General features: G+C 39.9%; 20 protein-coding genes and 1 other RNA gene. 11 read left to right on the top strand and 10 right to left on the bottom strand.

The window, feature by feature from the left end; genetic code table 11:
- The first annotated feature begins 37 nt into the window (after positions 1 to 37).
- On the top strand, positions 38 to 1,123 hold the full coding sequence (locus AC6JA8_RS00225) for an OmpA family protein (protein ID WP_497975241.1): 1,086 nt from the start codon (positions 38 to 40) through the stop codon (positions 1,121 to 1,123).
- A gap of 205 nt (positions 1,124 to 1,328) precedes the next feature.
- Entirely contained in the window at positions 1,329 to 1,586 is a 258-nt protein-coding gene (locus AC6JA8_RS00230) for an RNA recognition motif domain-containing protein (protein ID WP_497975242.1), read from the top strand.
- Here AC6JA8_RS00230 and AC6JA8_RS00235 read toward each other — a convergent pair whose 3' ends face one another.
- From AC6JA8_RS00235 to AC6JA8_RS00260, 6 genes are all read right to left on the bottom strand, one after another.
- Entirely contained in the window at positions 1,587 to 1,760 is a 174-nt protein-coding gene (locus tag AC6JA8_RS00235) for a zinc ribbon domain-containing protein (protein WP_497975243.1), read from the bottom strand. It lies immediately after the preceding gene.
- 71 nt (positions 1,761 to 1,831) lie between these two features.
- Positions 1,832 to 2,146, bottom strand: a complete 315-nt coding sequence (gene rbp / locus AC6JA8_RS00240; protein WP_102241852.1) for an RNA-binding regulator — start codon at positions 2,144 to 2,146, stop codon at positions 1,832 to 1,834.
- Positions 2,147 to 2,317: 171 nt separating this feature from the next.
- Positions 2,318 to 3,640, bottom strand: a complete 1,323-nt coding sequence (locus tag AC6JA8_RS00245) for a DEAD/DEAH box helicase (protein WP_497975244.1) — start codon at positions 3,638 to 3,640, stop codon at positions 2,318 to 2,320.
- Between the two features lie 38 nt (positions 3,641 to 3,678).
- A complete protein-coding gene (locus AC6JA8_RS00250; protein ID WP_497975245.1) occupies positions 3,679 to 5,535 on the bottom strand; it encodes a transglutaminase TgpA family protein in 1,857 nt (618 codons plus the stop codon).
- A complete protein-coding gene (locus tag AC6JA8_RS00255; protein WP_497975246.1) occupies positions 5,528 to 6,445 on the bottom strand; it encodes a DUF58 domain-containing protein in 918 nt (305 codons plus the stop codon). The genes AC6JA8_RS00250 and AC6JA8_RS00255 overlap by 8 nt, the downstream gene beginning before the upstream one ends.
- 3 nt (positions 6,446 to 6,448) lie before the next feature.
- Complete coding sequence (locus AC6JA8_RS00260) at positions 6,449 to 7,363, bottom strand: AAA family ATPase (protein WP_497975247.1); 915 nt, start codon at positions 7,361 to 7,363, stop codon at positions 6,449 to 6,451.
- A gap of 74 nt (positions 7,364 to 7,437) precedes the next feature.
- On the opposite strand from AC6JA8_RS00260, the gene AC6JA8_RS00265 reads away from it, so the two are divergent.
- Complete coding sequence (locus tag AC6JA8_RS00265; protein WP_497975248.1) at positions 7,438 to 8,178, top strand: sulfite exporter TauE/SafE family protein; 741 nt, start codon at positions 7,438 to 7,440, stop codon at positions 8,176 to 8,178.
- A 41-nt stretch (positions 8,179 to 8,219) separates the two neighbouring features.
- On the opposite strand, the gene pstS is transcribed toward AC6JA8_RS00265, so the two are convergent.
- Together pstS and AC6JA8_RS00275 are read right to left on the bottom strand one after the other, a co-directional pair.
- A complete protein-coding gene (gene pstS, locus AC6JA8_RS00270) occupies positions 8,220 to 9,194 on the bottom strand; it encodes a phosphate ABC transporter substrate-binding protein PstS (RefSeq protein WP_497975249.1) in 975 nt (324 codons plus the stop codon).
- Between the two features lie 168 nt (positions 9,195 to 9,362).
- Positions 9,363 to 10,433, bottom strand: coding sequence for a porin (locus tag AC6JA8_RS00275; RefSeq protein ID WP_497975250.1), 1,071 nt, complete (start codon positions 10,431 to 10,433; stop codon positions 9,363 to 9,365).
- A gap of 169 nt (positions 10,434 to 10,602) precedes the next feature.
- Here AC6JA8_RS00275 and AC6JA8_RS00280 point away from each other — a divergent pair, with 169 nt between their 5' ends.
- Positions 10,603 to 11,322 (top strand): hypothetical protein, encoded by a 720-nt coding sequence (locus AC6JA8_RS00280; RefSeq protein WP_497975251.1) that lies wholly within the window; start codon positions 10,603 to 10,605, stop codon positions 11,320 to 11,322.
- On the top strand, positions 11,315 to 11,794 hold the full coding sequence (locus AC6JA8_RS00285) for a nucleoside deaminase (RefSeq protein ID WP_497975252.1): 480 nt from the start codon (positions 11,315 to 11,317) through the stop codon (positions 11,792 to 11,794). The genes AC6JA8_RS00280 and AC6JA8_RS00285 overlap by 8 nt, the downstream gene beginning before the upstream one ends.
- A gap of 2 nt (positions 11,795 to 11,796) precedes the next feature.
- On the opposite strand, the gene AC6JA8_RS00290 is transcribed toward AC6JA8_RS00285, so the two are convergent.
- Both AC6JA8_RS00290 and AC6JA8_RS00295 read right to left on the bottom strand, forming a co-directional pair.
- Positions 11,797 to 12,519, bottom strand: coding sequence for a sulfite exporter TauE/SafE family protein (locus tag AC6JA8_RS00290; protein ID WP_497975253.1), 723 nt, complete (start codon positions 12,517 to 12,519; stop codon positions 11,797 to 11,799).
- A 1-nt stretch (position 12,520) separates the two neighbouring features.
- Complete coding sequence (locus AC6JA8_RS00295; RefSeq protein ID WP_497975254.1) at positions 12,521 to 13,207, bottom strand: YjjG family noncanonical pyrimidine nucleotidase; 687 nt, start codon at positions 13,205 to 13,207, stop codon at positions 12,521 to 12,523.
- Positions 13,208 to 13,324: 117 nt separating this feature from the next.
- Here AC6JA8_RS00295 and AC6JA8_RS00300 point away from each other — a divergent pair, with 117 nt between their 5' ends.
- From AC6JA8_RS00300 to AC6JA8_RS00325, 6 genes are all read left to right on the top strand, one after another.
- Positions 13,325 to 14,329, top strand: coding sequence for an alpha/beta fold hydrolase (locus AC6JA8_RS00300; protein ID WP_497975255.1), 1,005 nt, complete (start codon positions 13,325 to 13,327; stop codon positions 14,327 to 14,329).
- A 41-nt stretch (positions 14,330 to 14,370) separates the two neighbouring features.
- An RNA gene (ffs, locus tag AC6JA8_RS00305) (signal recognition particle sRNA small type) lies at positions 14,371 to 14,466 on the top strand.
- Positions 14,467 to 14,557: 91 nt separating this feature from the next.
- Positions 14,558 to 16,276, top strand: a complete 1,719-nt coding sequence (gene dnaX / locus AC6JA8_RS00310) for a DNA polymerase III subunit gamma/tau (RefSeq protein WP_497975256.1) — start codon at positions 14,558 to 14,560, stop codon at positions 16,274 to 16,276.
- A 91-nt stretch (positions 16,277 to 16,367) separates the two neighbouring features.
- Complete coding sequence (locus AC6JA8_RS00315) at positions 16,368 to 16,679, top strand: YbaB/EbfC family nucleoid-associated protein (RefSeq protein ID WP_102241866.1); 312 nt, start codon at positions 16,368 to 16,370, stop codon at positions 16,677 to 16,679.
- Between the two features lie 3 nt (positions 16,680 to 16,682).
- Positions 16,683 to 17,276, top strand: a complete 594-nt coding sequence (gene recR / locus AC6JA8_RS00320; protein ID WP_491638966.1) for a recombination mediator RecR — start codon at positions 16,683 to 16,685, stop codon at positions 17,274 to 17,276.
- Positions 17,277 to 17,287: 11 nt separating this feature from the next.
- Positions 17,288 to 17,821 carry a roadblock/LC7 domain-containing protein gene (locus AC6JA8_RS00325; RefSeq protein ID WP_102241868.1) on the top strand — a complete coding sequence of 178 codons (534 nt, stop codon included), beginning with the start codon at positions 17,288 to 17,290 and terminating at the stop codon, positions 17,819 to 17,821.
- Positions 17,822 to 17,825: the final 4 nt, after the last annotated feature.

The raw sequence follows: 17,825 nt of genomic DNA on the forward strand, positions 1-17,825 counted from the left end.
CATTTCCTCAGAGTTAATTCTGCCAAGGAGGAAGTGTATGGCGGCAATTGCGGGCGATAGCCTATTTAACGTCTCTCAGAGTTTTTTCTCCCCAGATATTCTTCAAAAGATTAGCAAAGAAATTAATCAGCCAGTTGAACAAACGCGTGTTGGATTAAAATCTGCAATCCCAACTCTTTTAATGGGAATTATTAACAAGGGCTCTACAAAAGAAGGTGCTGAAACCTTAGTAGAGATTGCCAATCACCAAGCACCAATTGCCGACGTGGTCACAGATCCGACAGAGATACGCGAGGGAAATGAAGTGGTGAATAAAATCTTTGGCAATAATCTCAGTGGTATTTTGTCAAAGCTTGGCACAACGACAGGGATGAATGTTGCGAGTTTAAATAAAATGTTGGGCATGGCCGCTCCATTAGTGATGGGAGCGATTGGCTCCAAAATTAAAACAGAGCACATGACTCCTTCTGCTTTAATGAGCTTTTTAAGTCAGCAAAAGAGTTCTTTAAGTAGCATGCTTCCATCGGGGCTTCCTGGCCTTTCTGCGCTTTCTTCGTCTCAAGCGCTACCCAAGATGACAGACAGGGGAAATGTCTGGCCAAAAATCGTTTTAGGCATTTTAGTTCTTGTGGGATTGTTCTGGTGGTATAGCTCAAGACAAGGAGTCACTGAAGAAGCACTCACAACAACTATGCCGGCAATGCCAGCGATAGCGAGTCGAGAAAATATCCAACCAATCAGTACGCTTGGAGCTTTTATGAACAGTGCTTCGGCCGGTACTGTTAAGCGTTTTAAATTTGAAAACCTAACTTTTAAAACGGGAACAATTTCCGTAGGTGCAGGGGCAAATAAAGAACTAGATCAGATTGTCGCTGTGATGAAAAATCATCCGAAGGCGACTGCACGTATAGAGGGATACACTGATAATGTTGGGCTACCTGCTAATAATATTGCCTTATCAAGTAAGCGCGCGATGGCAGTTAAGGATGAGCTCGTCTTTAGAGGTGTGCGCTCAAGTCGTATTGAAACTGTTGGTCGAGGTGAAATCGATCCTATTGCGAGCAATAAAACCGCAGAAGGACGTACAGCTAATCGCAGAATAGAATTTGTTATACAACTTTAATATTCCTGACCGGGTTGCATAATCGACTCGGTCAGTGCTCCTGCAAGCAGTCACGTATTATTCAAGATTGCTGGCCGCATTTCTTCACGTAACTTTAATTTAAAAATAATTACACGATCGTAACTTGAAATGATGAAATAAGGGCCTTAGAGTCGACGTGAGTCTTTTTGAACTTCTTGGTTTTTTGAAAACACAGGAGCATTTTATGCCACAAAAGATTTATGTAGGAAATTTACCAAACAATATTGGCAACGAAGTCCTGACTGAAAAATTTTCAAAATATGGGCACGTCTGCTCTGCTAAAATTATTAAAGATAGAGAGACTAACTTATCGATGGGATTTGGCTTCGTAGAAATGGAATCGCCTGAAGAGGCAGAGAAGGCCATTGTTAATTTGAATGGATCTGTTTTTAATGGGCGCTCAATCAGTGTTGTTGAAGCGAAAAAATCTCTTTTACACTAATTAGCCAGCGTCGACTTCAACATCAAAATCTTCTTCTTCCTCGTTCCATTCAGCAGTGATGTGTAATGGATGACAGCAGACTTCGCAATCAACAATAAAATCTTGCTTGTCGCCTTCTTCACGGTAAATTTCTAGGGGGATTGTTTCAAAACAAAAGTGGCATTTAATTTCCATGCCCAAGATCGTAATCAGAAAATCGGACAAAAAAAAGGGCCATCTTTCGATGACCCTATTTTTTTTGGTAATTAATAACGGTTGTTTCTTCCGCCGCCACCGAATCCACCACGTGATCCACCACGGTTCTCGTTTGGAGTCATTGGTTTAGCTTCGCTAACAGTCATTGGACGACCTTCAAATTCTTTCCCGTGGAATTTGTTGATTGCCTCTTCAGCTTCTTCATCTGAAGACATTTCGATGAATCCGAAACCTTTGCTTCTTCCAGTTTCACGGTCTGTGATTACTTTTGAAGAATCAACTGTTCCAACTTCTTCGAACTTTTGTCTAAGAATGGCATCGTTTGTTGTGTACGGAAGATTTCCGACATAAAGTTTTCTACCCATTATAAACCTCCTTAAGGTTGGGGGCCGCTAAAGAGAGGGCGATAAACACTGACCACTAATCTAAATGCGACGAACATTATTCTGATAGCACCCTAGCAGAGCACTTTTAATAAATCTATTACAAATCCTATTACCATATAAAAATTAAGGTAATCGTGAGGATCTTAAGAACTAAGTTTTACTTCCTTGTTTGTGTCCTTGTTCCTTTTTGGGTGCAGAGTTTCTTCCCCCCCTATGAAAACGACCACCTTTATGACGAGAACGATCAGGTTTTAGCGTATTTTCTGCATCGATTAATGCTTTCGCCTTACCGTGAGAAAGAAGCTTTGCGCTGACAACGTTGTCTGAATGGAAAGGTTGGTCTGTGACTACTTCAATAGTCTTTCCAATAAGTTTTTCAATGGATTTTAAGAAGGCCTTTTCATCGGCATCGCAAAATGAAATGGCTTCACCGCTAGCGCCTGCGCGCGCAGTTCTTCCAATTCTATGGACATAGTCTTCACTGACATTCGGCAAATCAAAATTGATAACATGAGTGATCTCATCAATATCAATTCCGCGAGCGGCAATATCAGTAGCAATAAGCACGCGGATTTTTCCAGTGCGGAAATTTTCGAGCGCCTTTTGTCTGGCCGTTTGCGATTTGTTTCCATGAATGGCTTCACTCAGAATGCCACTTTTTGCCAGGTATTCTGAAATTCTATTAGCGCCATGTTTGGTGCGAGAGAAAACAATAACTCGCTTAAGAGCTTTGTTATCTAAAATATGTTTTAAAAGAGGACGCTTATTTTCGCGTTCAACGAACATAACTTTTTGAGCAATGAGTTCAGCTGTTGACGAAACTGGTGTGACTTCAACTCTTGTTGGATTAACCAAAATAGAGTTGGCAAGTTTTTCAATTTCAGGCGGCATTGTCGCTGAGAAAAAGAGGTTGTGTCTTTTTGGTGGAAGAATTTTCAAGACTTTTTTAATGTCATGGATGAACCCCATATCAAGCATGCGGTCAGCTTCATCTAAAACAAAAACTTCAAGGGCGTTAAGTTTTAAAAAACCTTGGTTAATTAAATCTAATAAACGACCAGGAGTGGCCACGAGAACATCAACCCCATGAGCAAGAGATTTGACTTGAGGCTGTTGGCCAACACCACCAAAAATAACGGCATATTTTAATTTAAGATTTTTTCCATAAGTCACAAAACTTTCGTGAACTTGAATCGCCAACTCTCTTGTTGGAGTCAACACTAAAACTCTGGCGTGACGTGGAGTTGGTTTTTTATTGGATTCAACCAAGCGGTGAAGGATGGGCAGAGCAAAAGCAGCTGTTTTACCAGTTCCTGTTTGAGCGCAACCTAACAGATCTTTTCCATGCAGAAGCGATGGAATAGCTTGTGCTTGTATCGGTGTCGGGGTGCTGTATCCGGCTTCACTTAAGGCTTGTTTTAAAGGGTCAATAAGATTTAGTTCTGAAAATGTCTTAGGTAGGTCTTGATTCATCTGGGGGCAACTTACATTTATTAAGTGAAAGAAGCAAATTATTTATAAAAGGCCGTAATGTATCGGTTTACTTCATCGCTAATGAACTGAGATTGCTCAGGAATACGGGTCAGGCATCTCTCTTTAAACATGGAAATAGTTTCACACTCATCTTTCTGAAGCCCATAAGATTGCATCCTTCTAAGAAAGCGCAAGTAGCGCTTTTGGGCGGGATGAAGCCTTTTCTTTCCATATAAATAAAAAATCAGCCAAAAAATGAGCAGGAAAAGAATCAATGTAAAAGCAAAGATAATCCCGACAGGAAGATTGCCAGGCGTGAGGGCGCGAAGGACGGCCAGCTGGGTGTCACGATCAAAGTTAAAAATCTTTGTATTAAAACGCGAGTTCAAAGAATCAAGCCAAAGGGCCAGGTTGTTCATGGTCGCTGAATCAAAAAGGCTGCGGTCAATTTTTAAATTAAAAATTGTAATGTACGGGTTGAGCTTTTTATTAAACTCTTCTGTACTCATGGTCACTCTTTCCGGTGCCACAAGCGATGTAGGGTCAACTTTCACCCAGCCTTTTTCGGCCAGATAAATTTCCACCCAGGCATGAGCATCGAGCTCTTTGACGATAACGGAGTTGTCGTAAGGATTAAATTCCCCACCAAGATAACCGGTGACGATTCGAGCTGGAAGTCCTCTTAGGCGTGCCAGATAAACAAAGGCCGCTGAAAAGTGGCTGCAATACCCATTTGATCCTTTTAATAGAAAGTCTTCAACGGAATCGTAACTTTCGGGAGTGGTGCTGTATTGAAAACCGCGGTTCTTAAAAATCCCTATTAGTTCTTTGAGTTTTTCTTCATCAGTTAGTTGTCTCTCCTCTTGTGAGAAATAGCTTTTGTAAACTTCATCTCTTCTTGGGGATTTTAAGCGCAGACCTTTTCTCAACATAAGTGGTGAGGCGTCCTGAATCCTTACCTGATAGTTTCCGGTTGCGACGTAGGCCAGTTCACCCCTGGAAATAGTTCTCAGTTTGAAACTACCATCGCTATAGGAAACAAAAGGAAGATTAGCGCTCTCAACATTGGCCGTACCGTCCAGAACCGGGAGATATTCTTTAAAGCGATCAAAGACTTCTACTTGGTACTTCAGGGGTGCATCTGTTAAATGCTGTTCTGGTTTTTTAAGGTTGCTATTGGCTGCACTCCACTCTTGCCCTGAAAGTTGCCAAAGGACCGCCGTTCGCCAGTAAAGAATTTTAAAAGGAAGTTTGCTGTCTTCAAGGCCATAAGCTTTAAAGGCCTGTTCTGAAGAGAGGTTGATTGGACCGAGTTGTTTGAAGTCAAAACGCGAACCGGCACCAGAGATAATGTATTGCATATCACTGGTGTTAATAAATCCTTGAGTGAAACGGGGAAATGTATAAAAAAGCAGAAGGGAAAGAGCAATAGAAGGGGCGGCCAGAAGTATGAGTCTTTTGGGATTTAAGAGCGAGATGTCGTAGTTTCTTATTTTTAAAATGTAATAGAAATAGAACATCATCTTCACGATCCCAAAAGCAAAAACCAGGAAGGTTGGATTTAAAAGAAAAACTGAGCATTCGGCCAGGCAGAGAATAAGAAACATGTTGAAGTGGTCGCGTTCTTCATCTAGCTCCCAAAACTTCAAAGCGGATAAAATAAGTACAAAAGAGACCCCACACTCTGTCACCAGCAATGTTTTAAAATGCAATCTCAAAAGAAGCATTGAAAGAGCAAGTAGGATAATTTTAATCGTTGTTCTGACTGTTTTGTGAGTAATAAAAAGGGAAAGAATCAAGCTTGCCAGAGTGATGCCGATGATGTTTACGGGAACATCATCGTTAAGCAGAAGCATGTTGGTGATAATAATGGCGATAGTAATAAACTTAAGCATGGTATCTCGCCAGTTCACGCAAGCATTGAGTTAAATGTCTTGGTGAATTCTCAGGAGCAATAAGAACACTATCCCCTAGTTTTAATCCATATTTAATGTTTTGCTGATGAAGGTTGTGAATGGAGAAGCTAATAGACTTAAGAGTTTCCTCTACAGGCGTTTTATCCAGAATCAACATAATGGGACTAGGTATGTGCGCTTGAAATTGTCTGGTGTACCACTTGTTGGTTTGGGCCAGTTTTTTCCAGTCAACGCGCTTTAAAGAATCTCCAGGCACATAATCTCTTAGATAAAAATCATCACCATCTTCTTTTCTTGAATCTGTGACTTCAACTTCCTCGTGAATATTTAGGTTGGCCCTCTCTGGGAAAATAAAAATGTCTTGATTGATATTAAAAAAAGTAAAACAGCGAAAGAAGTTAAAGGGAAATAATGTTTCGATATACACGGACTTGATTGTGTCTTGCCCTCTTTTTACACCTCGCAAGGAAATTTTAACAACAGTTGTTTCGTTGGCCTTTATAGGAAATGTTTCTTTGAAGTGATTAAGTCTTACTAATGAGCTTTTAAAGTAGGGACGGACAAAATAATGCCCCTGAGCGTTGCTTGAAGAGAAATGAAGAATAGCGGTGCTATCTTCTCCAGCATGAAAAGAAGGAAGTTGAACGGATTCGAGTTTAACTCCTGAAAGATTGAAGTGAGTGTAAAACATTGATCCGAGAAATAAACAAAAGAGAACAAAGTTAAACAGAAGGACATAATTATTGGCATAAACCAGACCAATAACCAGCAAGGTAATATTTAAAGCGATGACTTTGAGTCCATCAAAAGTTGGAACAATGTAAAGTGGATGCTTGCGACCTGAATTCGCTACTCGGTTGTAAAAAAAGCTTCGCAGGGAACGAAACATCTTTTAGTCCACCTTGGTTGTTTTAATCAACATTTGAGTCAGTTCCCTGTCCTGATCAAAGGATTGATTTTGAAAAGGAGCAAGTCTGTGAGAAACGACAGAAGGAAGAACGATTTGCACATCATCAGGCAAGACATAATCTCTCCCGCTAATAAGTGCCCAGGCCTTAGCCGCTTTAATGATGTCTTTTCCGGCCCGTGGGCTTAGCCCTTGAAATGAATTGCTGTTTCGCGATTGCTCTAAGAGTCTTAAGACATAATCTAAAAGTTTATCGCTAACTTTTACGTTTTTTACCGCTTCATAGAGATCTGCAAGAGATGAAGGGGTAATCGCTGGTTTTAGTTTGTGGTAACTTTCTGTATGTGTGTCGCTTGAAATGATTTGTCTTTCAGAATGCGCGTCTGGGTAGCCGATTTTAATTTTCATCATAAAGCGATCCAATTGCGATTCCGGGAGATGATGGGTTCCAATTTGTGAACGTGGATTCTGAGTTGCAACGACAAAAAATGGATGTGGAAGATTGATGGTATCGCCATCTAGGGTGACTTGTTTTTCTTCCATGGCCTCTAATAGGGCGCTTTGGGTTTTAGGTGTTCCACGATTTAGCTCATCGGCCAGGATGAATTGATGAAAGATCGGTCCATGAATAAGATTGAACTTCCCTTCCTTGGCATCAAAGATCTGGATACCGACAAGATCAGAAGGCATAAGATCATTGGTAAACTGGATGCGGGCAAAAGAGAGATCGAGAAGTTTCGCCAACGTTTTTGCAAAAGTGGTTTTCCCCATTCCCGGAACATCTTCGATTAAAAGGTGTCCATGTGAAAGAAAACAACAAAGAGCGAGCTTTGTTTCTGTTTGTTTTCCTAAAATAGAGTGTTCGGCCGAAGCCAGGAAATCTTGGATAGCATTATTCATGTGATACTCGATTTTTTTGAGGGCCAACTATAATGCTAATTGAAAAATAGAATTTATCAATTTAGATTGGGCAAATGGAAAACTATTTATTGCCTCTGATGGGGCTTCTTACCGGATTAATTGACTCGGTCGTTGGTGGAGGTAGCCTGATTTCACTTCCTACGCTTTCAATTGCGATAGCACCAGGGCCTCATGCCATTGGAACAAATAAAATACTTGGTACGGTTGGTGCTGCTGTTGCGCTTTTTGTCTATGCACGCAAGGGGCATTTGAAATGGAAAGAAGGACTCGCCTTTTGCGTAGTCTGTGCTTTTGGTTCCTTTTTAGGAAGCTCCATGGCCCCTTATGCCTCAAAAGAGTTTTTCCGTTTTCTTATGATCTTCATGTGTCCGGTTATTCTTTGGATTGTGTATAACAAAGAAAAGTTTTTCAAAGAGCGTGAAAATTTCACCAAGCCTCATCCGGGATTGTTTTTCTTAAGTGCAATTGCTAGCGGTTTTTACGACGGATTTTTTGGGCCTGGTGGTGGAACATTCATGTTCTTAAGTTTATTCCTTGGCACAGGTTACCCAATGCTTACGGCGATAGCTATCTCAAAACTTGCCAATACTTTTTCTGCGGGAACAGCACTTGTGACTTTCTCAATGAATGGTTTTGTTCATTGGAAAGAAGGACTTATTATGGCCACAGGAATGTCATTTGGTTCTTATATCGGTGCTAGTTATGCAACGAAGGCCGCTTCTAAGATTGTTCGTCCCATGCTCTTTTTTATTGTTGTCTTATTGATGGTGAAATTGATTTGGTTTGAAGGCTAAAGAACCTGCCCGGGAGAAGCCGGGCAGGTATAAAAGTCAAATTACTTAAGAGATTTAAGAAGTGACTCGCTCATTTTCTTTGGAAGTGGAGCATAGTGAAGTTCGCTTGCGAACTTTTGTCCGTCTTTCAGTGCCCATCCAAGGAAAGCTCTCACTGCTTTTACTGGAGCAGAAGCAGCGTTTTCTGGAAGAAGGATGTATGTGAAAGAAGAAATTGGGTAAGCGCCTTTTGCATCAGCATTGATGATAGACATTCTTAGGTCACCATCAAATTTTTTAACAGAAGAAGCAGCAGCAGTGATTGAAGCAACAGATGGAGCGATGAACTCCCCTTTTGCGTTTTTCATAGAAGCAGTTTTTAACTGAGTGTTGATCGCGTAAGCTAATTCAGTGTATCCGATAGCTCCGTCAGTTTGACCAACCATTGCGCTCACACCTTCGTTACCTTTAGCACCGATACCAGCTGGCCAGTTAACGTTTTTACCAGCACCAACTTTAGTTTTAAAGTCAGCTGAAACAGCAGCAAGGTATTCTGTGAATACTGCAGTTGTTCCTGATCCATCTGATCTTCTTACAACAAGAATGTCTGTAGCTGGAAGTTTAATTTTTGGGTTTAGTTTTGCGATAGCAGCATCATTCCACTTAGTGATTTCACCAAGGAAGATTTTTGCTAGTGCTTCACCATCAAGGTGAAGACCTGCTTGAATGCCGTTAACATTGTAAGCAACAACAACTGCACCAAGTACAGTTGGGATGTGTCTGATTGGAGTTTTTGCTGATTTTAGTTCTTCGTCAGTCATTGGAGCATCTGTTGCACCAAAGTCTACAGTCTGCGCCAGGACTTGTTTAATTCCTCCTCCGCTTCCGATTGACTGGTAATTGAACTCAACATCTTTGTTGATTTTTTGGTACTCAGAGAACCACTTTGAGTAAATTGGATAAGGAAATGTAGCACCCGCTCCGTTAACCTTTTGAGCAGCAGAAACGTTAAGAGAAATAGTAAGCGCAAGAAACATAAGCAAATTTTTTAACACAAAAACCTCACTCGTTTTGTTAGAAACAACATTATGCTTATTTTATATGGGAATTTGAGGATTTTGTATTGTTAGGATTTGGTTAGGTCAAAATAAAAAAGGGCCTGTTTCCAGGCCCTCTTTATAATATCAGCGAAACTTAGTTAGAGATTAGATATCAGCTTTGATACCGAAGATAATTCTGTTGTCTTTAACTTCTTTATTTGTAGCTGCAGCATCGTCAAATTTTTGCTTGCTGAAAGAGTAAGCTAGGTGGTAACGGAAGTTAACATCATTGAATGGTTTGTACATAACACCACCAACAACTGTATTCTTCTTGTACTCAGTAGCTTTAGAAGTTAGGTCTGTGTCGAATTTATCGTTAGCATATTGTACGAATGGTGAGAATTCGTTGATTTGGTAAGAAACGTTAGCGAAGATTGAAGTTGTTTTATCATCTGCACCAGCTGTTGTTCTCTTTTCTTTTTTAAATTGCTTCCAGTCAGCATCAACGATGAAACCAGCGGCTTCAGTTCTGAAACCAGCAGCCATCATAGTAAAGTCACCTTTTGTTGTTGGAGTTGTTGCTTGAGCGTCACCATCTTGAGCAGCAAGAGTATAAGATAATGTTGGTTGGAACATTTTATCAAACATTACTGAAGAGTAGTGGATACCGTATGCTAGAGAAGTATTTTTTGTTTCTCCAGTTGTATCAGATTTTGCTTTGTTTGGGTTAGAGATAGCAAGTGTTAACTTGTGAGTTTCTAGGAATGTATAAGTTCCAGAAATACCAAAACGGTAGTTACCGATATTGTCGTTATAAGCTGTATAAGCAGCTGTAGCTAGGTATAGATCTGTAGAAGAAATGAATGATTCGCGTCCGTAAGCTTCAGCCCAGTTTGTTTTACCAAAACGAGTTGTGAACCATTGGTTTTTGTGGTCTACGTATAAGTAGTCAAGGTTTGTAGTTGAATCGTCTCTGTCTGTATTAGCGTTTTCTTTGTTGAAACGGTAACGCATTCTATATGATAGAGTGTCGTTAATGTTACCCATCATGTTTAGACGGATAAGGTTAGACAAAAAACCATTTTGTTTTGCTTCAGTTGTCGTTCCAGCTTGAGCAGTTGTCTTTGTGTTCGCGCTGATGAAATCTGCACGACCTTCAAGATTAAATTTGTAATCAAACGCGTGTGCGCTTGTTGATACCGCTGCGATAGCAGCAAAAGTTAGCATTTTTTTCATTGTTCATCCTTGTATGAGTTATTGATAAGAAAAAATGTATGGAAATAGTTTACTCAGACTTTATCTGCTTTGTGTATCAATTTTTTGTTAAGATTCTTTGAAAAAGTCAGAAATCACTTCATAATAAAGATGTAAGAATATTTCTCGAATCGAAGAAGAATAAAAGTAAATGGAATCAATCGAACTTAATTTTAGATACGAAACTAAAACAATCAAGTTTTTGATGCGCTCTTTTTTCTTTCTTATTCACTTGGCCATAATGACAGAAATCGTGGCCACACCAAAGTTTCGCCTCTTTATTAGATTACTTTTTTTCTTATGGCTCGCTAAGCCTTACTACAGCACAATCAAGCATCGTTATTATACCTATTGGTCTTTTTCTGCTCTGCTTTTTTGTTATCTACTCTTTAAAATCTATGAACAATTTTACATTTTAGATAATGAACACATTGGTATTCTCTATCTTATCTCGACACTTATTTTAGTCTTTAAAATGTATCTTCTCTCATCTCCTATTTATTATCCTGTCGTCAGTTGGTGGGAATATGACTTTAGATACAGAGATGATCTAAAAATCTCAATTAAGTCAGGTGAAAATGAATTTGCAGCTCGACTAACAGATCTTCGACGCCAGGCCGGATGTGTGGCGAGTTTCTCAGAGTTGAAACTTGGTGAAGAAATTGTTATCAATGCAGCACTTGATGAGGATAACGTATTACTTCGTGGCGTGGTGATGAGTAAAAGACGCGATGTGATCGGACGCCCTATCATCTATGGTGTTCAATTTAAGTTTGATAGTAAGAGTAATAAAAAACGCTATATTCACCTGGAGCGTTTGTGGAAAAAGCAGAAAAATAATAAGCGCAAGATGAAGTTTGCTCATGACTAAAAATATTAATGATCATTTATGGCTAATGGATGAAGCTTTGAAAGAAGCTCACAAGGCCTATCGTGAAGACGAAGTCCCTATAGGGGCAGTGATCGTTGATTCAGAAGGAACAATCATCTCACGAGCTCATAATCAAAAAGAAAAAGTCCATAATCCATGCGGGCATGCTGAGATTTTGGCCATCACCGAAGCAGCTAAGAAATTAAACAACTGGCGTTTATTGAACTGCTCTATTTATGTCACACTTGAGCCATGTCCGATGTGTTTGAGTGCTCTAGTGCAAGCACGTATCAGTCATCTTTATTTTGGAGCCTATGACACAAAGGGTGGAGCCTTGAGTTTAAATTATAATTTCTATAAGGATCAAAAGTTAAACCACAGCTTTCCTGTTATGGGTGGGCTTCGCCATTTTGAATGCTCAAAATTGCTTTCGACTTTCTTTAAAGAGAAACGTACCAGTTATAAATTTTAAAATTATTTCCCAAACAACATTGTTAAGCCGCTTAGAAGAATGAAAAAGCTTACGATCTTTTCAAACTGCTTTTGGTTAATTCTTGAGAGTGCCCTTTTTCCGATAAAAGACCCTAAAAACGCAGCAATCATCATGAGTGGTATGTAAAACCATTGCGACCAATCCATGAAGCCGTTGCTAATATATAAAATGGCCCGCAGAAGATCTCCTCCAAAATCAATAAAAGCTGATAAAGCAACGAAGGAGTCTTTAGAGAGGGCCATATTGCTTAAAACAATTCCGCGAATAGCGCCACCTGTGCCAATCAGACCAGTTAAAAAACCCGAAAGCCCTAAGAGAGAATAGGACGTTTTAGTTGAAAGTTTTTTGGTGATGTCTTTAGAAAAGAATTTATAGATAGCAAAAATTACCAGGAATAAACCCAATGCCTTTTCCAGCCATGAACTGGAGAAATAGATGGCCAGGGTCGCACCTATTCCCGTCATTACAATAGAAGGAAGAGCGTACTGTACAAAACTCTTAAAATTAATTTCATTTTTAAAGAGATAGATTTTAGAAATATTTCCAAAACAGTGAAGAATAGATGTAATGGCCAGGACAAGTTTTAAGCTTTCAAAAAATGTTGCCAGTGGAACAAAAAATGTCGATGAACCAAAGCCACTTAATGTGCCCAGTATTTCTGAGATAAAGGCACTAAAGGCAATAATCCAGTCGTGTGCTTCCATTTTAGCTCAGTATCTCTTTTACTTGTGCCAGTGAATGAGCTTCAAATGTTGGCTTCAAGTTTGATGTGTTTGCTGTTTTGTGCTGGTTAAACCAAAGCGAGTCGATCCCAAAATTGTGCGCACCCACGATGTCAGCATCAAAGCGATCGCCAATAATAATCGTCGATTCTTTGACAAAGTTTTTGGATCTGCTGGCCGCAAACTCAAAAAAGCGTACATCTGGCTTTGCAAAACCACATTCTTCTGAGACCGCAATGAAATCAATATAGTCTTTTAGCTCTGAGTTTTTGATTCTTTCTCTTTGTGTATATTCAATGCCGTTAGTGATGATTCCAATTTCGCCAAACTCTTTGACGTGTTTTAAAAGTTCTACCGCTCCATCAATGAGAACGACATGTTTTGGCAGTTGTTCCAGATAAAATTCAGACATTTTATGGGGAGGGATCTCAATCTTGTGAGTGTCGAGAGTTCTCTTGAAGCGTTCAACTTTTAAAAAGTCTTTATCAACTTCACCTCTTTCAAGTTGTTTCCATAATAGGTTGTTTTCTGTTTTGTATGTTTTATGAATCTCTTCTAAAAGATCCTTTACTCCAAAGTGAATAAATGTCTGAGTGAAACACAATTTTTCTGAAGCTTGAAAATCAAGAAGTGTGTCGTCGAGGTCAAAGAGAAAAAGATTGTATTTCATGAGAGAAAACTCCAATTACAAAAAAGTGCCTAATGGCATGAGCATGATATTTCATTGACATGAAAATGTCTGCCTTCATAATGATTATGCCATAAAAAACCTAACCCTGAGGAGTTTATGAAGAAGATTATTTGTTTATTATCTCTCGCTCTGCTTGCATCGTGTGCAACAAAAAAAGTTGTGACATCAGAAAAACCACAAAATGGTTTTGATGCCATTTTAAGTGGCTATAACTACCCCTTCCCTGTAAGTTCTTACGCCTTTGAAACACAAGGGCAGAAATTACAAATGAGTTACATGGACATCAAACCGGACAGCGATGTGAAAAAAACAGTCGTGATGTTTCATGGAAAAAACTTTGGTGGGTTTTACTTTGAACCAATCGTAAAAGAATTGGTGAATAAGGGTTTTCGTGTGGTTGTTCCTGATCAAATTGGTTTTGGAAAATCATCAAAACCAGAACATTTTCAATACTCATTTCAATTGCTCGCTCGTTTAACAGATGATCTTTTAAAACAAGTCGGTGCACAGGAATTTACATTAGTGGGTCACTCAATGGGTGGAATGCTCGCAACAAGATACGCACTAATGTATCCAGAAAAAGTTAAAAAACTGGTCCTGGTCAATCCAATCGGACTTGAAGACTACAAAGTTCTTGCTCCTTACAAAACAGTGGATGAGCTTTATGCTGGCGAGTTAAAAAACAATGAAGACAAGATTCGCGATTATCAAAAAGCGGCCTACTATGACGGAAACTGGAAAGCGGAGTATGAACCAATGATTGTACCAGCAGTTGGCTGGACCAAGGGACCGGATCATGCGCTAGTGGCAAGAAATGCGGCCCTGACTGCAGATTTAATTTATACGCAGCCAGTAGTTTATGAGTTCAAAAAACTAAAGATGAAAACAACGCTCATCAATGGCGATAGAGACAAGACGGCCATTGGGAAAGCATGGGCGTCACCAGAAAACCAGAAGATTATGGGTAACTATCCGAAGCTTGGGCCAGAAGTGGCTAAAATGATTCCGCAAGGAAAGCTGGTGACGATGAAAGGACTCGGACATGTGCCATTCGTCGAAGACTTTTCTGGGTTCATGAAAGTCTTTCTTCCAGAGTTATAGCCTTGACACAAGGCCCGTTAATTTACTAAGATGCCCTCGGTAGTTAGGGGGCAGCAAAGGTACGATCGGTCAACCCCGCCAGGCCCGGAAGGGAGCAACGGTAGCTGTTTCTGCTTTGTGCTGTTTTCCTAGCTACTTCTTGTAATTCCATTTACTAATTCCGCTAAATTTAATACCTTTTAATCTGGAAAAAATTCTCGAATTTCCTAAGCAATTTTAAGGAATAAAATGTCATACCAAGTTTTGGCCAGGAAATGGCGTCCTAAAAAATTTCAAGATGTGATCGGACAATCGCACGTTACCCGCTCGCTTCAAAACGCTATTGCTAAAGATAAAATCGGCCATGCTTACATGATGGTTGGAACTCGTGGTGTTGGTAAAACATCAGTGGCGAGAATTTTTGCCAAAGCTATTCGCTGTGAAAACATCACTGCCGATATCAATGCCTGCGGGACTTGTCCTGCTTGTCTGGACTTCGATACAGAAACATCGATGAACGTCATTGAAATCGATGGAGCTTCAAATAACAGTGTTGATAACATCCGCGATCTTATCAGCAACGTTCACTACCTGCCGACTTCTGGTCGCTTTAAAGTTTACATCATCGATGAAGTGCATATGCTTTCAACAAATGCCTTCAACGCTCTTTTAAAAACTCTGGAAGAACCACCTGCTCACGTTGTGTTTATTTTTGCCACAACTGAAGCGCAGAAACTTTTAGGGACAGTTCTTTCTCGCTGTCAGCGTTTTGATTTCAGAAACGTTTCAGTGGAAACCTTAGCAAATCACGTAAAAGAAATTTCTAAGATTGAAGGGATTAAGTTTGAACAGGAAGAGCTTGTTCAGCAGTTAGCTGTTCTTGGTAGAGGATCTGTGCGCGACACTCTTTCTCTTCTTGATCAAGTACTGACGTTCTCAGAAGACAATTTCATTAAAGAAGAAACGCTGACAACATCTCTTGGTGTTGCCGGACCTAAAGCGATCAGTGGAATCATTGAAGCGATTTATGCCGGGAATACAGCAGAGCTTAGCCGCGTATACGGAAGACTATTAAATGAAAACGTACCGGTTAAAAATATTGCCAGCTCACTTTTAGATGAACTGTTTAATAACTTAAAAAAGAAAAGTGCATTGGGTGAAGCAGAGTTAATCTGGATTTACGAAACAGTGGCCAGAGAAACAACATGGATCTTCAATTCTATTTCTCCAGAAAAAGCGTTTGAAGTCCTGATGTACAAAGTGGCCTTGAGAAGAAGTTTCTTTAACCAAAAGATTGCCGGCTCTCAAAATGCATCAGCGGCATCAGCAACTGTAGCACCGGAAACAAAACAAGCATCTCCAGCACCTGCACCAGTTGTCGAAGAAGCTCCAAAAGAAATGAGTGTCGCTCAAAAACTTGAAACACTGATGTCGGAAATTGCCAGCGAAAGAGATGCGGTGATTGCGCCAGCTAATGTTGAAACTAAAAAAGAGACACCGGCAGCAGCGCCTACTCAGGCCGCGAAGCCAGCTGGGAAAAAAGATTTAACGTGGGAAGGGTTTTTAAATGATCTTTCTGCGCGCTCACCTGCTTCAGCTTCTAATCTGGAGCAAGGAAATACATTAAATCCTCTTCGCCTGGAAAATGGTTATTTGAATATTGAACTTGGCTTTGGTTTTTCCGGCCAGGTGTTTATGGATTATTTAAATGAGCCGGAAGTTTTTCAGAAGGTTTTAAACTACCTGAGTGAGTACTTTGAAGTTGAACCAAACAATATCAAACTTGAGTTGGTTCAGGTGACTCAGAAAGAAGATTTTGTGACTCAGGCAGAAATCAGAGAACAAAAAGCTCAAATGACAATGCAGGATCGCGTGGAAGAGTTTAAGAGCAACCCGCTTTTAAAAGAAGCAGAGAAAATTTTTAATTCGAAAGTAGATAAAGTTATTTTAGATAATCAAAAGAAGTGAGTAAAATGCTCCAATGGAGCATTTTACTTCGCAATGAAAACGTTATGAGAAAGACGTATTTTTAAGAGTTTTACGAACAAGGGAGTTGAATATGAAAGGAATGCAAAACTTAATGAAACAAGCTCAACAAATGCAGCAAAAAATGGCTACATTACAAAAAGAGCTTGAGTCTCGTGAACTAGAAACTTCTTCTGGTGGTGGGATGATCAAAATCAAAATCACAGGGAAACAACAAATCGTTTCTATTTCAATCAACAAAGAATGTGTAGACCCTAACGATGTTGCAAGTCTTGAAGAGCTGGTAAAAACAGCTGTTAATCAATCAATTAAAGAATCACAAGACATGGTATCGGCTGCGATGTCAAAAGTTACTGGTGGAATCAACATCCCAGGAATGTTCTAATCTATGGAATTACCAGAAAAACTTTTAAAGGTTGTAAGACAGTTTTCTCGCCTTCCTGGTGTTGGTGAGAAGACGGCCCTGCGCCAGTCGCTGATTATGACAAAATGGAACAAGGAAGACCTGGTTCATTTTGCTGAAGCGGTTAAAGCACTCGCTGAACTAAACCACTGTGAAAAGTGTGGGATGTTCTGTGATGATAAGCTTTGCAAGATCTGTCTGGATTACGGCAGAAGCCATTCAAAAACACTTTGTGTTGTTGAATCGGTGACTGACTGTCTGGCCATTGAGCGAAGCGGGCACTTTAAAGGTAAATTTCATATTCTCTTTGGTGTTCTAAACCCGTTACTGGGAATCGGACCTGATGAGCTTAAGCTGGATCAATTCATCGAGCGCGTGAAAAACGAAGAGATCGAAGAAGTGATCTTAGCTGTAAACCCTTCAGTTGAAGGGGATGCAACTTGTGCTTACATTAAACAAATGCTGCCGGATAGTGTTCGCGTTGATCGTATTGGTTTTGGGATTCCAATGGGCGGAAGCCTGGAATTCGTCGATGCTCTGACGATTACTAAAGCGCTTGAAAACCGCAGGCATTTATAAGTTGGATGATAATGACAAATAGAACGAGCAAAATTCCAAAGTATGTACAGGCCTTTTTTGAATCGTGTGAGATCGATGAAAAGATCAATCGCTTTTCATTCTTTATGATCCGAGCTGACGGTGTGGTCCTTTATCACAACAACAATCTGGCCAACTCACTTTCAAAGTCTTCTATTGGAGCTTTGTTAAGTGGTGTGTGGCAGGCCTCAAAAGCGCTGTCAGAATTCATTCCTAAAGAAGAAGCAAAAGAGGGATACAGACTGAGTTTTGATACGTCTTCACAGGGTATCTATATCGTACCTATTTCTACTGATATGGAAGAACTCTATTTAGGTCTGATTTATCACGATGAAGTGAACCCGGGTTTCATTAAAAATAAAATGAGAGAGATGGCAGCAAGTTTTAGTGAATTCTTAAACCAAGAGTTGAAGGATCACCGTGCTACTCAAGAAAAAACAAACAAAGCATTTGATAAGAGCGAGTATCTGTTTGGCGATATTTCCGATGCGGAAATGGATAGATTATTTGCGTTCATTAAAAATTAAGGTA

The organism is Bacteriovorax sp. HI3, from assembly GCF_059738875.1.